General features: G+C 50.2%; 11 protein-coding genes and 2 pseudogenes. 7 read left to right on the top strand and 6 right to left on the bottom strand.

The annotated features are described in order from the left end of the window. Positions 1–270 precede the first annotated feature (270 nt). The gene (locus HA46_RS10885) at positions 271–2,118 is read right to left on the bottom strand and encodes an ATP-binding protein (RefSeq protein ID WP_048785780.1); all 1,848 of its coding nucleotides are present in this window, start codon (positions 2,116–2,118) and stop codon (positions 271–273) included. Continuing rightward, positions 2,115–3,158, bottom strand: coding sequence for an SIR2 family protein (locus tag HA46_RS10880; protein WP_048785789.1), 1,044 nt, complete (start codon positions 3,156–3,158; stop codon positions 2,115–2,117). Before HA46_RS10880 ends, HA46_RS10885 begins: the two co-directional genes overlap by 4 nt. A 324-nt stretch (positions 3,159–3,482) precedes the next feature. Here HA46_RS10880 and HA46_RS21540 point away from each other — a divergent pair. Together HA46_RS21540 and HA46_RS10875 are read left to right on the top strand one after the other, a co-directional pair. Then, positions 3,483–3,582: pseudogene (locus tag HA46_RS21540) on the top strand (tyrosine-type recombinase/integrase); the annotation flags it as partial. A 68-nt stretch (positions 3,583–3,650) separates the two neighbouring features. After that, a complete protein-coding gene (locus HA46_RS10875) occupies positions 3,651–4,322 on the top strand; it encodes a hypothetical protein (protein WP_048785778.1) in 672 nt (223 codons plus the stop codon). Positions 4,323–4,495: 173 nt separating this feature from the next. Here the strand turns inward: HA46_RS10875 and HA46_RS10870 are convergent, their stop codons facing one another. Further along, positions 4,496–5,365 (bottom strand): tyrosine-type recombinase/integrase, encoded by an 870-nt coding sequence (locus tag HA46_RS10870; protein WP_084884214.1) that lies wholly within the window; start codon positions 5,363–5,365, stop codon positions 4,496–4,498. Between the two features lie 428 nt (positions 5,366–5,793). Between HA46_RS10870 and HA46_RS21320 the strand changes: the two are divergent. Beyond that, a pseudogene (locus tag HA46_RS21320) lies at positions 5,794–6,296 on the top strand (OLD family endonuclease); the annotation flags it as partial. 298 nt (positions 6,297–6,594) lie between these two features. Here the strand turns inward: HA46_RS21320 and silE are convergent. The 3 genes from silE to silR form a co-directional block, all read right to left on the bottom strand. Next, positions 6,595–7,026 carry a silver-binding protein SilE gene (gene silE, locus HA46_RS10860; protein WP_048785845.1) on the bottom strand — a complete coding sequence of 144 codons (432 nt, stop codon included), beginning with the start codon at positions 7,024–7,026 and terminating at the stop codon, positions 6,595–6,597. A gap of 234 nt (positions 7,027–7,260) precedes the next feature. Beyond that, on the bottom strand, positions 7,261–8,739 hold the full coding sequence (locus tag HA46_RS10855; RefSeq protein ID WP_048785848.1) for a Cu(+)/Ag(+) sensor histidine kinase: 1,479 nt from the start codon (positions 8,737–8,739) through the stop codon (positions 7,261–7,263). Next, positions 8,732–9,412, bottom strand: coding sequence for a copper/silver response regulator transcription factor SilR (gene silR, locus HA46_RS10850; protein ID WP_084884211.1), 681 nt, complete (start codon positions 9,410–9,412; stop codon positions 8,732–8,734). The genes HA46_RS10855 and silR overlap by 8 nt, the downstream gene beginning before the upstream one ends. Before the next feature lie 188 nt (positions 9,413–9,600). Here silR and HA46_RS10845 point away from each other — a divergent pair, with 188 nt between their 5' ends. The 4 genes from HA46_RS10845 to silA all read left to right on the top strand — a co-directional run bounded on the left by HA46_RS10845 (position 9,601) and on the right by silA (position 15,909). After that, positions 9,601–10,986, top strand: coding sequence for an efflux transporter outer membrane subunit (locus HA46_RS10845; RefSeq protein WP_048783333.1), 1,386 nt, complete (start codon positions 9,601–9,603; stop codon positions 10,984–10,986). Between the two features lie 28 nt (positions 10,987–11,014). Then, positions 11,015–11,368 (top strand): cation efflux system protein CusF, encoded by a 354-nt coding sequence (cusF, locus tag HA46_RS10840; RefSeq protein WP_048783335.1) that lies wholly within the window; start codon positions 11,015–11,017, stop codon positions 11,366–11,368. A gap of 91 nt (positions 11,369–11,459) precedes the next feature. After that, positions 11,460–12,752 (top strand): efflux RND transporter periplasmic adaptor subunit, encoded by a 1,293-nt coding sequence (locus HA46_RS10835; protein ID WP_048783337.1) that lies wholly within the window; start codon positions 11,460–11,462, stop codon positions 12,750–12,752. A gap of 10 nt (positions 12,753–12,762) precedes the next feature. Next, entirely contained in the window at positions 12,763–15,909 is a 3,147-nt protein-coding gene (gene silA, locus HA46_RS10830) for a Cu(+)/Ag(+) efflux RND transporter permease subunit SilA (RefSeq protein WP_084884208.1), read from the top strand. Positions 15,910–15,993: the final 84 nt, after the last annotated feature.

Raw genomic sequence — 15,993 nt, 5'->3', positions numbered from 1 at the left:
GTTCCTGTCCTGATGAGGCCTGCAATGATTATGTGAATGCCGTCCGTTTTAACTGAATTTCATGTGTCTATGCAACTCACTGCCGCTTTTGGGGCCATCAGCGTGTGCGTGCATCATTAGGGGGGAGCCGCCAGGTCCCCAATTTTCAATCCCAGTCGGCCGGGAAAGATAACTTACCGGAGGTAATCGTGCCGGGATAGGAATATGACATTCATGGCGCCGTAAGTGCTTTTCGCAAAACCTGTCAGCGTGGGACTGCCTGTCCAGCAGTCAGAATTTAAGCCCCCCGCCGTCATTCGCCTCTGGTTCGGGCTCCATCAAATCCTTAAAGGAAATGGTATGACTTCTGGGTTTCTGTTCTGGTGGAAGTTCAGCAACCCTGAGTTTCAACGGCATGGGACTTACGATGCCACTGAATATACATGTCCCTGTGGAAAGGGTAGGGATGGACTCTTCTGTCAGTCGGTCTATGTATGAGACGGACTTTTCGATGGCATAAAGATCGTTCTGGTTAATGAGACGATGAATAAAGTAGTTGTGCGCCTGTGAAATAATGGTGGATGAAATGTCATTAGGCCGCTGGCTGGAGATAGTGACAAATACTCCGAACTTGCGTCCTTCTTTAATTATTTCTTCGAAAGTTTCGAGCCGGTAGTCTTTCCAGCTCTCAGTTTCGCGGAAGGAGGTGTTAGACAATATATTATGAGCTTCATCAATAATGAGGTGGAGGGTAGAGGGGATCAAGGATAGTTTTTTTAAATTATAAGCCCATTTTGCCAGAAGGAGCGGTAATGTTTTTTTCATGGTTATATTTACCATGTTAAGATTTACGACGGAAAAGTTCTTCTCGTTCCAGAAATCCCGTTTTCCCGACGTGTCAAATATCTTTGCAATATCTTTCCGGTTTGCATTCATTCTGTTTATGACGGGAGATATATGCTCAGGATTAGACTTGTTAGATAAGTATTCCTGTATTAGCTGGAGATACATAAAGTCAAGAAGATCTTCAATCATATCAACCTTGAATTGAAAATCGCAAGCCAATCTGAAGATATACGATCGCTCGGTATCGACTTCAGCATTAAATATGTTTCCGCCTATCAATCTCCACTTACAGGCAACGGAATGAAACTCCAGGTCAGCTATCAGTTCTTGGTCATCTTTAAAAATAGGCCCAAAAAGCTGATTGACAATATCACATTTTGCCTTATCACCACTAAAGAGATTTTGTCTGACTTTTTTCTTAAGAATATTTCGAATAAACTGAAGTGGATCCTCGCTGCTCATCACTTTATGGCGAAAATCAATAACCCGTTTCAGAAATGGCTTCTGTGTTTTATCCGTCGCATCGGTCAGAACGGAAAGCATGTCATGTTCCAGCAATACCTCTCTGGGAAGAGGAAGCTTATCGCCGTTTGCATGATGCGTATTCAGATTATACACCATCTTCTCAGCTGTGATACAGTCCGGAGCGGTATATTCTCCGTTAAAGTCAAATAGGATAAATTTACATCTTTCTTTATAACGCTCGCCAAGCATGCGCTTTATCTGAGCCGTTCCGGCTTTATAAATTGCGGCCAACGTGTTGGATTTTCCGCTGCCGGTGTTACCGAAAATGGCAATATGCGAGTTAATCAACCCGTTGACCGGCAGCGCGATCTCGATATCTTCAAGATCCGTGCGGGTGAATAACATCACCGTTTCATCTGCGTCTGCTATCTGATGAACGGTCTGTATCATTTCCTCCGTCACCACAAAGGCCTCGTTGCCGATAAGAGGAAGCTCACGCGAACCGCCGGTGAACCTCCCCCCGCGATCAATGTATCCCGTGAGCGTTGCCGTCAGGTAACGCCGGTATCGCCAGGTATCGCTGCCGCTGCCAGAGGGGTGCTTTTCCTCGATTATCTTTTCTGCTTCCACTTTACCAATCAGGCTCATAAAGCCTTTTTTAATCTCAATGAAGCTGCCTACTGACACGTTCCTCAGGACTTTTCCCTGATAAAACAGGTCGCTGAGATTTTTATTTTTATCCACCAGAATAGTAACTGCGCGTCCGGAGACCTCGCAGACTTCGCCGATGCGCAATACTGCTTCCTCATCGGTAAAATGTCCGCTCATCTTGCCCCTCCCAGATAGCAGGTAATAATGTTATTCATTGCCGGGAAATCCAGGTTTCCACCGGGACGGTAAATAACTTCGACATTGGAATAATCACGGAATTTTTCCATGAACCCCTCGGTACTGGCCTCATTAAAAGCAAAGATTAACAGCTTGAGCGTCGCATTACGCAGGGCTTTCCTGGTGAGCGTTTCAAGATGCTCGTCTGCAAAGGAAAAACCAAATACAGCCAGCAAAGTAGCTTCTTTATCCAGCTCGTTTGAATAGGTTCTCAATAAATCGTAATAAACGTTTTCTAACAGCGTTTCTTTAAATTTTTCTTTTCGGGGTAAAATTAATTTATGAGACAGTACCCAGGCCTTTTTCGCTTCTTCATTTTTGAAAGCCAGTGGTTCAAAAGGCGGGAGTTCATAAATGATTTTGTTGTTTTCATTTAGCCAAGATAAAGAGCCGTGCATTTTTATCAGATTAATAGTCGGGAGCTCGACCTTGTAATTGTACAGATTGCCTGTTGCGTTTATTGTGTGATAAAAACTCCCGCCATCAAATGAGCATCCCCCCCATAAATCCGCGCGCTTACTGAAACCATCATTCAGCACAACATTACTGTTCCTTATCGAGGCATCCTCGATGAACAGGTCATAATTCGTTGTGAAGATATTAATACGTCTTGGCAAGAGCCCGGTTCGCCTGCGGGTCAGTATTTTCTCAAGCGAAGAAATAAACTTATCGTAATTCCCCCGGGTGGTGCTGATGTTCTGTTCAAATTCTGGAGTGACTATTACTTTCCCTTTCCGCCCAAGCAGGTATTCATGCGGACGCCACACTGTACCTAAAAATTCTGCAGCTTTATTAAAATAATTTTCTTCATCATCTTTATTGATGAGCTCCTGCAATTCGTTTTCGATATTTCCCAGCACTGAAATCGCCGGAAGCGATGCCCCGGACCCGATAAGAAAGTTGATGTTGGCTGACTGGAAGACCCGCTCGAAGTAGTCCAGGTCGTTATCATTACCGTAATAGGCGCGCTTGACTGCCATCTGAACCATCCCTGATGCATTAGGATTAATCTGTATCCTTCATCTTAACGCTGCGCTGAACACTTTGACATCACTTCTTCGTTACCTTGGCATTACCCCAATTATACCAAACGGCGGGATCGGGCCCGCAAGCCTTGCGCCGCGCGGGTTTGCGCGGTTTTACGCAGAAAAAGGATCCTTTACGTGGTTTGGATAACCCTCTATATTGCGGGTAAAACCAAATTTCGGATCCAGTCTGCGCGATTTATTGATCTGGCTCCGGCCGCGCCGGTGCGGGAGAATAGCCGGATAAATGCACAGACAACGCTACGTGAAAATTAACGCATGAACAGCCTCCATTCCCCTGCAGAATTCACCAGAACGCGTCACCGCGCTGGCCTTCGCCCCGGGCGCGGATTTTGTGGTCACGGTGACGCGGCAGAGGGAAGGTGCTAAGCGCGTTTTATATCTGTTATATTAATTTTATTTCAGTGAATTAAGGCCCCCGACCCAATGTTCAACCTGTTCGGATGGATCCCCCTAACAATCAGAAACCACCCTGTCATAACATGGATTGTCTGGAGCGCTGCTCTGGCCACCGTTTCGACCATTATCACTTCAGAGGTGCTGAATAACACTACATTGGCTGAAATGAAGGTACGCAACGAAGGGCTGACTTCAGATATTGCATACTTACGTGAAGAGAACCGGACTGCGCAGAGTCGCTACGATGCGGCGCAGGCAAGCCGTGAAGAGACTATCAGTAAGCGGGTCGCCGAGCTGTCAGCCGGCTATCGGGAGAACGTTAAAAGCCTTGAGGAGCGGAATGAAAAGCTCATGCTGGAGAATGCTGATCTGAAAAGCACGCTCAGTGCGCTGAGCAGCGGAGAACGCCGGCAGGAGATGGAACGCAAGGAAGCCCGGATCAGCAAACTGAGCGCCGCCCTTGCGCTGAACAACCGACAGATTGCTGAGGTTCAGAAACTGCTCTATGAGACCAGCGCCAGCGCCGGCTACGACAGAGCAGCGTGTGGAAAGGAAAGTACAAATGTTTATTCAAACATCTGCGAGCAGGCTTCAATGCAGGAATCACAGGTCCGGGCTTTGCAGGAAAAAATCAGCCTGCTTGAAAGACAGGGCAAAAATCTGAGCGACCAGATGACGGCACTCGAAGGGAAAGAGTGACAGCCGCCTGCTGCAGGCCGGCCCGGGAACATTCCGCATCCACGAATTCTGGCCGATCTGAAGCGCGATAAAGCTCGACAGATCCTGACTCCGCTAATTGTAAAACAACCCCGGACGGACCCGGATCCGCCGTGCTGCTTTCAGGAAAACAGCCCCCGGCCATGGACAAGGGATCAACGAAATGAGGGCTGACCGGGCAGCAGGAGCCGGCCGGCTTCGTCCGGATCCATGGAGAACCGGACGCCGAGCTGGCGGGTGACGTCCAGCGCGAACACCCGCGTGTACCACTCGGTGGACTTCGCGTCCTTATGGCCCATCAGCGTCTGAATGACCTTCTGCGGCACCTGGTGCTGCACGAGGTGCATCGCAAACGAGTCCCGGAACGTCTTGGGCGTCACCGGCCGGATGGAAAACGTCACACCGTCACGCGCCGCGGCCGTCACGGCCTGGCTTATCCAGCTGCGCGCGGTGTCCTCGCTCCGGATATCCCAGAGTCGGGCGCCCGGTGCCAGCTGCGCCGTCGCAAACCACTCCCTTAAGCGCTGCACGAAGCCCGGATCGGTGAGCGGCACCGCGCGCGGCGGGTTGTCACGAATTTCCGCCTCTGTTTCGCGCTCCGCCCGCTGCTCCTCCTTCGTCGGGCGGCCGCGCCGGCGGCTACGGCTGCGCGCGGCCTCTTCCAGCCGGCGCTGCTTGAGGGTGCGCAGCACCACGAACGGCGAAGAAAGCGGCGCGCCGGTCAGCGAATCGTCCAGCACAAAATCTTCCTTCGTCAGCGGCAGAATTTCATTCAGCCGCCCGCCGGTGTTCCAGAGCGCGTCAATAAAGAGGCGCTTTTTCAGGTCGGGCACCTTCGAGAGCAGCACGGCCACCTCGGGGGCGAGCAGGTAGCGCGGCATGTCGGTGCCGTAGGCAGCGGCCAGGTTACGCAGGGCCACGGCGCTCTCATAGTCAAAGTAGCGTGCGGCGCCGGATCCGGTCACGTTCTGACCAGTGACGTCGCTACGTGAAATCTGCACGACCTCTCGGGGTAAAGTACTCAAATTTTCATTCTCCGTTGCCTGGCGTCATGGAACGTATTTTCCCCTGTCTGTCCAGCGAAAACCACGGGAATAAATCGATCTGGTCTGGATCCGTTTCGGATCGGTTTTTCGGCTTTTCTCCCGTATGCGGAGAATAACCTGGATGTCCGGAAATAAAAAGGCGTGGGCCCCGGCGCGTTTCGGGCGTGGAAAAGAGGGTAAGTGTCTGCCGGGTAAGGGAATAGAGAAAAAACGGCGCCGGCGGGATCGTACCAGGCACTCTTGGCTACATGCCTGGTAGGTAAGGCATTAGGAAAATAAAGAAGACAACAACCGTGAGCTTAGCGGAATCTGGCGAGGTTTTAACCCCTGCGACTTTCTCAGATTTCATGTAGCGACACCTGCTCGTTATCTGCTCATATTCACTTGGGTCATCACAGCAGGACTGTCTGTGCTACTCAAAAATAAAAAATTTTAGTAGGAAAATAAATAAAGCGGAAATAAAAAATTGATGAGGAAATGATCACTGTTATCCGGCGCACTGACTTCGGTAAATACGCAATTTTTGAAGCTGTGGATATTTTTAAGCGGAAAGGATTAAGGCTGACCGAAATGACATGAACTGCTTCAGCATGAGGGAGGCTGCGACCCGTTTTAAATCGCATGTGAGTTTGATGATCTGCCGGAGTTTGTTTTTATCGACGAACGCGTGCAGACAATACTTGCTGCTGAACACCTTTTCAATAAAGACGTTAATTTCACGATCGTAGAATCCTTTAAAGCCACAACTACAGGTAAATCGGAACAGACCTGCATCCGCTGTCTGCATCTTGCGCAGAAACTCCTGAGAAATTAATTGGGGATGAACATGGCTGAGCTCAGGGCCGAGCGAAAAACCGTTGAAGAAAATGTGGCAGATAAACACACTGCATCCTTATGGCTCCAGAATATTTAGAATGCAGCCGCCTCTATGACTGTGCGAAAATTTACGAGATATCGACATGCAGATTACCCCGTGTGACGCATCTTCATTTCAGAATTTTCAGCAGAATTAGCAGGCATGGGTAACATTAAAATAACCAGGAGGGATGTTTTGATTTTCATGCAATTAATCCTTATTCAGGTTGATAAAGGATAATTGTAGCTGAGAGGAATAAAAAGCCCCCGTGCGGGGGCGAAATGCAGCAGCATGTCCGGTTAAGGGAATAACTATTAAGGAAAGGGTAACAGCACCCATACTACAATGGCACTCAGCCAGCGTTGATCATGCGGCGATGCGCTTCAGCCATCGCCTGGTGTGCCCCGGACTGGCCGTTATTCATGGTTTCATGGGCAACGGCTGCTCTTTCATGTTCATTCATCGCTGCGAGCGAGGCTGACGGGTGGGTATCGTTGACGGCAATGTTTCCCATCATCTTTTGATGGTTTTCAGCCATTTTCTGGTGGGCTTCCGCAGAGCCATTATTCATGGTTTTATGAGCAATTATGGCCTTTTCATGCTGATTCATTCCGGTCATCCGGGAGGGCTCCCCCTGGATAGCAGATGGGACAGAAGCTGACTGTATCTGGTGAGCCGAAGCCTGGGTATTGTTGAAACGATCGTGAATATTCACAGTTTGAGCGGCCCATGACGCAGATACCACGCCAAAACCTAAAAAAGTTGCAAGTACAATTTTTTTCATGATAATTCTCCATTCCTGAATTAGTGATGTCCGGTTACTGAAGTCAGCGCATCCAGTGACAAACAGAATATTGTTTCGCTGAACCTGTTTACCGGGTGGCCGGCTGTATATTCATAACGGGAATATTTCCTGACAAGTAATACAGCCTTCCTGAGAAGTTGCACTAACTATATCGAATGACTTCTGTTTGCCACGTGACAGGCTGATGACAACTTTGTCATTTATTCCTTTAAATTACGATTGTGGGGTGGCATTCATTATTTTTTCAAGCCTTGGCACTGATAATATGAAACGTGTCGAGCGTATATCCGATTCCACATGGACCCTGCCGTGATGCGCTTCCACGATTGACTTTACAATAGCAAGCCCTATTCCACTGCCTTCATCTTTCCGTTGCCTGGAAGGATCCACACGATAAAAGCGGTCAAAAAGCCTTGATAAATGTTCTTCAGGAATTGGTTTCCCGGGATTTTCAATCATGAGTTCGAAATAATTTTCCTGTTCCTTTATCGATACGGTTACCGCATTACCTTCCGGCGTATAGCGCAGGGCATTAGAGAGCAGATTGTTGATGGCGCGTCTGAACATCTGGGGATCACCTTCGATAAGGCAATGCATCCCGTTGAATTTCAATGTGATGTTCCGTTCCTCCGCCCAGGCGTCGAAGAAATCGAAGACTTTGATGATCTCCGCACTCAGGTCAAACATGACCCAGTTCGGGCTCAGCTGATTATTATCCGCCTGCGCCAGGAAAAGCATATCGCTGACCATCTTGGTCATCCGGTTATACTCCTCAAGACTGGAGTAGAGGACATCCTCAAGCTCCTTCTGCGTCCGGTCCTGACTCAGTGCAATTTCAGTTTGCGTCACGAGATTAGTAATCGGAGTTCTGATCTCGTGTGCAATATCGGCAGAAAAATTGGCCTGTCGGGTAAAAACATCCTCGATTTTCTCAATCATGTGATTGAAAGAGACGACCAACTGCTCCAGCTCAATAGGAACACGTGAGGGTTCCAGCCGCGCATCAAGATTTTCCGAGGTGATATTTTTAATGGCATTACTGACGTTACGCAGGGGCAGGTGTCCCTGACGAACAGCAATGCGGATGATGAGCACAATCAGCAGACTTATCGCCACAGCAATTGCAATCAGATTCTTTTTCAGTGCGTCGAGATAGTGAAGATGAAAGTTGATGGAGAGGCCCGTCAGCAGGACATAGTTCTGGCTTTTTCCCTGCAGTGTTGCGGTTCCTGAAGAGGCGATAATCCGGTATGTTTCCATCTTCATGCCTGGCCCGCCGTGCACGGGTCTGACCGGATCTTCCACCGTCCAGAGAAAAACATCCTTCGCGCGACAGTGTGAGCTGAAGTCAGCCGTCTTCATCGCCGGGCGTAATGCCGCTCCCTGTGCCGAACTGAACAGGATATTTCCCTGCGGATCCATCAGCAGAACGGCAACGTTACGGTAACTGGCAATCGACTCCTTTATTTTGCTTATCTTTTTCTCATCGGGATCGGCCGGCGACTGCAGTATGCCGTGCATTGTCGTGCTGATTTGTTGCAGATCGCTGACATCCTGTTCGGCAAAATGATTCTCTACGGAATGCAGCATAAACCATGTAAAGGCGATAAATGCCAGTATCGTGGACAGGCTGATAAAAAAGGTCAGCCGCAGGGCAAGAGAGAAAGGGCGCCTGGAGAGCATTTTACGCATCAGGAACCTCAAGCATGTAGCCCACGCCCCGAACCGTCTGGATAAGCTTCGGCTCGTAATCATTGTCTATCTTAGCGCGAAGCCGCTTTACCGCGACGTCAATGGCGTTCGTGTCACTGTCAAAATTCATGTCCCATACCTGGGAGGCAATCAGAGAGCGCGGGAGAACTTCCCCCTGGTGACGAAGGAAAAACTCCAGCAGACTGAACTCCTTACTGGTCAATAAAATGCGGTTCCCGGCGCGACTTACCTTTCTTGATACAAGATCAATCGTAAGGTCGGCCACCTGAAACTGGCTCTCCGTGATCACCGTATTACCCCGTCGCAGCAGTGTTCGTACCCGGGCGAGAAGCTCAGCAAACGCGAAGGGTTTTACCAGGTAATCATCTGCGCCAAGCTCAAGCCCTTTTACGCGGTGTTCAATCGTGCCGAGGGCTGTCAGTAATAATACCGGCATCCCTTTGCCGGCATTGCGCAGCATACGGATGATATCCCAGCCGTTCACATCAGGCAGCATGATATCCAGGATCACCAAATCATACTCGGCAGTCATGGCGAGATGATAGCCGGTCAGGCCATTATCAGCATGATCGACCACGAATCCTGCTTCAGTCAGCCCCTTGCTGAGGTATTCACCTGTTTTCATTTCGTCTTCAACGATCAGTATTTTCATCTTTCTCTCCGACGGGCAGCTAATGTCATTCTATTGCGCCCGCGACCGTTATCAACGAATGTCAGAATAATGACAACATTGTCATTATTCTGTCACCCGGCAAACAGAGAGCGTTCTGTAAAGTACCCCTATCAATATTCCGGACTTCATTTGAACCCTTTACCAGGTCGGCCTGGACGAGAAGCGTTATGTTCAAATTAAAACTACTTAGCATCAGCACGATATTCATCCTGGCAGGCTGTGTCTCTCTGGCGCCCGAATATCAGCGGCCGGCGGCACCGGTACCCCAGCAGTTCTCCCTGTCCCGCAACAGCCTGGAGCCGACGGTGGCGGGATACCAGGACACCGGATGGAGTAACTTTTTTGCCGATCCCGAGGTTACCAGACTGATCACTGAAGCCCTGACGAATAACCGCGATCTCAGAATGGCCGCCCTCAAAGTGGAAGAGGCCCGGGCTCAGTACAACGTCACGGATGCAGACCGTTATCCTCAGTTAAATGCTTCCTCAGGTATCACTTACAGTGGTGGACTGAAAGGAGATAAAACGCCCCCCCGGGAATACGACGCGGGTCTGACGCTCAGTTACGAGCTCGATTTTTTCGGCAAACTCAAAAATATGAGCGAGTCTGACAGGCAGAACTATTTCGCCAGCGAAGAAGCCCGTCGTGCCGTACATATCCTGCTGGTCTCAAATGTTTCCCAGAGCTATTTCAGTCAGCAGCTGGCTTATGAACAACTTCGTATCGCCCGGGAGACGCTGAAGAATTACGAACAGTCCTATGCGTTCGTTGAGAAACAGCTGGTGACCGGCAGTACAAACGTTCTGGCACTGGAGCAGGCTCGCGGGCAGATAGAAAGTACCCATGCAGAGATCGCCAAGCGAGAAGGCGACCTGGCTCAGGCCAATAATGCCCTGCAGCTGGTACTGGGAACGTATCATGCGTTTCCATCGGAAAAAAAGATGAAAGGCAGTGTGATAAATCCAGTAAAACTGCCACCAAACCTGTCATCGCAAATTTTGCTGCAGCGACCGGATATTATGGAAGCGGAATATCAGCTGAAAGCCGCTGATGCCAATATCGGCGCAGCGCGTGCCGCCTTTTTCCCGTCCATCACGCTGACCAGCGGGCTTTCGGCAAGCAGCACGGAATTGTCCAACCTCTTCACACCGGCGAGCGGAATGTGGAATTTTATTCCGATAATTGACATCCCGATTTTTAATGCCGGCAGAAACAAATCCAATTTGAAACTCGCTGAAATTCGTCAGCAGCAGTCAGTAGTTAATTACGAACAAAAAATTCAGGCAGCATTTAAAGAGGTTGCCGACACGCTTGCGCTGCGGGACAGCATTAATCAGCAACTTGAGGCGCAACAGCGTTATCTTGACTCATTACAGATTACCCTTCAGCGTGCCAGAGGATTATATTCCAGTGGCGCCGTCAGTTATATCGAAGTACTTGATGCAGAACGATCTTTGTTCACCACGCAGCAAGCCATCCTGGATCTTACCTATTCCCGTCAGGTCAATGAAATTAATCTGTTCACTGCGCTGGGAGGCGGTTGGGCAGAGTAAATCTATTTAAATAGTCAGGAAAAATAAAATGCGTAATTCACTTAAAGCGGTTGTATTTAGTGCTCTTTCCGTAATGTTTTCAGCGGGGCTGCATGCAGAAACCCATCAGCACGGCGAAATGAATGCTGCCGGTAATGCCTCAGCACAGCAGATAATTAAAGGAAAGGGTATTGTCAAAGACATTGATCTCAGCAGTAAGAAAATCACGATTTCTCACGAAGCCATCCCGGCGGTTGGCTGGCCTGCTATGACCATGCGTTTCACCTTTGTGAATGCAGACGACAGTATTACGGCCCTGAAAGCGGGCACTCACGTTGACTTTACGTTTGTTCAGCAGAGCAATATCTCTTTACTCAAAAGCATCAACGATACGCAATCCTGATTGACAGTCCGGAGTGAATACAACCTGTGCGCCTGTTAATTAATTATCAGGCGTATATGCCAGGGGTTTTGATTTTTTATCGGAAAATTGTATGGCTTCTTCAAAGATAAAATATGCTGCAATAATTATCAGCAGCCTTATAGCGGGAGGGCTGATATCTGTCACTGCCTGGCAGTTTGTAAATTCCGCACAGGAAACAGGAAAAACAGAACATACCGAAAAGGAACGCAAGGTGCTTTTCTGGTATGACCCAATGAAGCCGGAAACCAAATTTGACAAACCCGGTAAATCCCCCTTCATGGATATGGATCTGGTGCCTAAATATGCTGATGAAAACGAAGATAAAAGCGGCAGAGGGATCCGTATTGACCCGACTCAGGTGCAGAATCTGGGATTAAAAACACAAAAAATTTCCCGAGGGATGCTGAATTATTCTCAGACAATCCCGGCCAACGTCAGTTATAACGAATATCAGTTTGTTATTGTTCAGGCGCGTTCTGACGGCTTCGTTGAAAAAGTCTATCCCCTGACAACAGGCGATCATGTGAAGAAAGGGACGCCGCTTATCGATATCACCATTCCGGAATGGGTGGAGGCGCAGAGTGAGTTCCTCCTGCTGTCCGGTACCGGAGGAACGCCCACGCAACTGAAAGGCGTCCTGGAACGGCTTCGCCTGGCAGGCATGCCGGAAGAGGATATTCAGAGACTGCGTTCCACCCGCAGTATTCAGACCCGGTTTACCATTAAGGCACCTATCGATGGTGTCATTACTGCGTTTGACCTGCGTACGGGTATGAACATTTCAAAAGATAAAGTGGTGGCCCAGATTCAGGGGATGGATCCTGTATGGATCAGTGCGGCAGTCCCGGAATCCATTGCCTATCTGCTGAAAGATACCTCACAGTTTGAAATATCGGTACCGGCTTATCCGGACAAAACATTCCATGTTGAAAAATGGAACATTCTCCCGAGTGCAGATCAGACAACCCGTACGCTGCAGGTACGTCTGCAGGTTACGAACAAGGACGAGCTGCTTAAGCCGGGTATGAATGCGTATCTGAAACTGAATACCCAAAGTCAGGAAATGCTGCTGATACCAAGCCAGGCCGTGATTGATACCGGTAAAGAACAGCGTGTGATCACCGTTGATGAAGAGGGCCGGTTTGTACCGAAACAAATTCACGTTCTGCACGAATCACAGCAACAGTCTGGTATTGGTAGTGGGCTGAATGAAGGCGACACCGTGGTGGTCAGCGGCCTCTTCCTGATTGACTCAGAGGCCAATATTACCGGGGCGCTGGAGCGCATGCGTCATCCAGAAAAGTCGGACGACACAATGCCGGCAATGCTTGGCCAGCCTGAAAATATGCATTCAGGACACTGAGGAGACGACGATGATTGAATGGATTATCCGGCGATCGGTCGCCAACCGTTTCCTTATAATGATAGCAGCCCTGTTTCTCAGCATCTGGGGAGCCTGGACTATCATCAATACCCCCGTGGATGCGCTGCCCGACCTGTCTGATGTGCAGGTGATTATCAAAACCAGCTATCCCGGCCAGGCTCCGCAGATTGTCGAAAACCAGGTCACCTATCCGCTCACCACCACCATGCTGTCGGTACCGGGCGCAAAGACCGTGCGCGGTTTTTCTCAGTTCGGTGACTCCTACGTGTACATCATTTTTGAAGATGGTACCGATCTGTACTGGGCCCGGTCACGCGTTTTGGAATACCTGAACCAGGTTCAGGGCAAGCTGCCTGCCGGTGTCAGTTCTGAAATAGGCCCTGATGCCACCGGTGTGGGCTGGATATTTGAATATGCCCTGGTCGATCGCAGCGGAAAACACGACCTTTCTGAACTGCGCTCCCTGCAGGACTGGTTCCTGAAATTTGAACTGAAAACCATTCCGAATGTTGCAGAAGTGGCGTCGGTGGGCGGCGTAGTGAAGCAGTATCAGATCCAGGTAAATCCGGAAAAACTGGTTCAGTACGGCATCAGCCTGCCCGAAGTTAAGCAGGCACTTGAATCCTCTAACCAGGAGGCCGGAGGCTCATCCGTTGAAATCGCGGAAGCGGAGTACATGGTCAGGGCCAGCGGCTACCTTCAGACCATCGATGATTTCAATAACATCGTTCTGAAAACCGGAGAGAACGGGATTCCGGTTTATCTGCGTGATGTTGCCCGCGTACAGACCGGGCCGGAAATGCGTCGCGGTATTGCCGAGCTTAACGGCCAGGGTGAAGTGGCAGGCGGCGTTGTAATTTTGCGTTCGGGTAAAAATGCGCGCGAGGTCATTACTGCCGTTAAGGATAAGCTGGATACGCTGAAGGCAAGCCTGCCTGAAGGAGTCGAGATCGTCACCACCTACGATCGCAGCCAGTTAATTGACCGGGCCATTGACAACCTCAGTTATAAACTCCTTGAAGAGTTTATTGTTGTTGCCATTGTCTGTGCGCTGTTCCTCTGGCATGTCCGTTCAGCACTGGTGGCGATTATTTCTCTGCCTCTTGGCCTGTGTATCGCCTTTATTATCATGCACTTCCAGGGACTGAACGCCAATATTATGTCGCTGGGGGGGATCGCGATTGCCGTCGGGGCGATGGTGGATGCGGCCATTGTCATGATTGAAAACGCGCATAAACGGCTGGAAGAGTGGGACCATCAGCATCCCGGTGAGGAGATAGATAACGCCACCCGCTGGAAGGTCATCACCGATGCCTCCGTGGAAGTAGGGCCAGCGCTGTTTATCAGCCTGCTGATCATCACCCTGTCGTTCATTCCTATTTTTACCCTTGAAGGGCAGGAAGGACGCCTGTTTGGGCCGCTGGCCTTCACGAAAACGTATTCCATGGCAGGAGCGGCCGCGCTGGCCATCATCGTCATTCCGATCCTGATGGGATTCTGGATCCGGGGAAAAATACCCGCTGAGACCAGTAATCCACTCAACCGGTGGCTGATTAAGGGGTATCACCCCTTACTGCTCAGGGTACTTCACTGGCCAAAAACAACCCTGCTGGTTGCGGCCTTATCCATTTTCACGGTGATCTGGCCAATGAGTCAGGTGGGCGGTGAGTTTCTGCCGAAGATCAATGAGGGAGACCTGCTCTACATGCCGTCAACGCTGCCAGGTGTATCCCCAGCTGAGGCTGCGGCACTCCTGCAGACCACGGACAAGTTAATCAAATCCGTGCCTGAAGTGGCGTCTGTTTTTGGCAAAACCGGTAAGGCAGAGACCGCAACGGATTCCGCTCCACTGGAAATGGTGGAAACAACCATTCAGCTGAAACCTGAAGATCAGTGGCGACCGGGCATGACGATTGACAAGATTGTTGACGAACTGGATAAGACGGTCCGTTTACCGGGTCTGGCAAACCTGTGGGTTCCCCCTATCCGTAACCGTATCGATATGCTCTCGACCGGGATTAAAAGCCCGATCGGTATCAAGGTTTCCGGAACCGTTCTGTCCGATATCGATGCGACAGCACAGAGAATTGAAGCAGTAGCCAAAACCGTGCCGGGAGTGGTGTCTGCTCTGGCAGAGCGTCTGGAAGGCGGCCGCTACATTGATGTTGATATCAACCGGGAAAAAGCATCCCGTTACGGGATGACGGTGGGCGATGTCCAGATGTTCGTTTCCTCAGCCATCGGCGGCGCGACGGTAGGCGAAACGGTGGAAGGCGTGGCCCGCTACCCGATTAATATCCGCTATCCGCAGGATTACCGGAACAGTCCGCAGGCCCTGAGGCAGATGCCGATCCTGACACCGATGAAGCAGCAAATCACCCTGGGGGATGTCGCTGATGTGAGGGTGGTTTCCGGACCGACGATGCTGAAAACGGAAAATGCCCGACCCGCCAGCTGGATCTATATTGATGCCCGCGACCGGGACATGGTGTCAGTGGTAAACGACATCAAGACGGCCATCAGCCAGAAGGTGAAACTGAGACCGGGTACCAGTGTATCCTTTTCAGGGCAGTTTGAATTACTGGAGCATGCCAATAAAAAGCTGAAACTGATGGTACCGATGACGGTGATGATCATTTTCATTCTGTTATACCTGGCGTTCCGTCGCGTTGATGAGACCTTACTCATTCTGATGAGTCTGCCGTTCGCACTCGTCGGTGGAATATGGTTCCTCTACTGGCAGGGCTTCCATATGTCTGTGGCCACCGGCACCGGGTTTATCGCCCTGGCCGGGGTGGCGGCGGAGTTTGGCGTGGTCATGCTGATGTACCTGCGTCATGCCATCGAAGCGCATCCGGAATTGTCCCGTAAGGAGGCGTTTACACCGGAAGGCCTTGATGAAGCCCTTTATCACGGTGCCGTGCTGCGTGTCCGGCCGAAAGCCATGACCGTGGCGGTGATAATTGCGGGTCTTCTGCCCATACTCTGGGGAACCGGCGCCGGTTCAGAGGTCATGAGCCGTATTGCGGCGCCGATGATTGGCGGGATGATCACTGCTCCCCTGCTGTCACTGTTCATTATTCCTGCCGCCTACAAATTAATCTGGCTGCGCAGACATAAAAAAAACGTGTCTTAATCCTGAAAGGGCACCCCGGGTGGGTTCCCTTCTGAACAAATTCGTGTGAACGACACGATTTATATCGCTAATTTACCGAGGTGA

The sequence above is a fragment of the Pantoea septica genome, from assembly GCF_002095575.1.
In the GTDB taxonomy this organism is placed as follows: domain Bacteria; phylum Pseudomonadota; class Gammaproteobacteria; order Enterobacterales; family Enterobacteriaceae; genus Pantoea; species Pantoea septica.
Note: the sequence above shows the minus strand (reverse complement) of the source record. Positions and strands in the feature narration are given on the sequence as shown.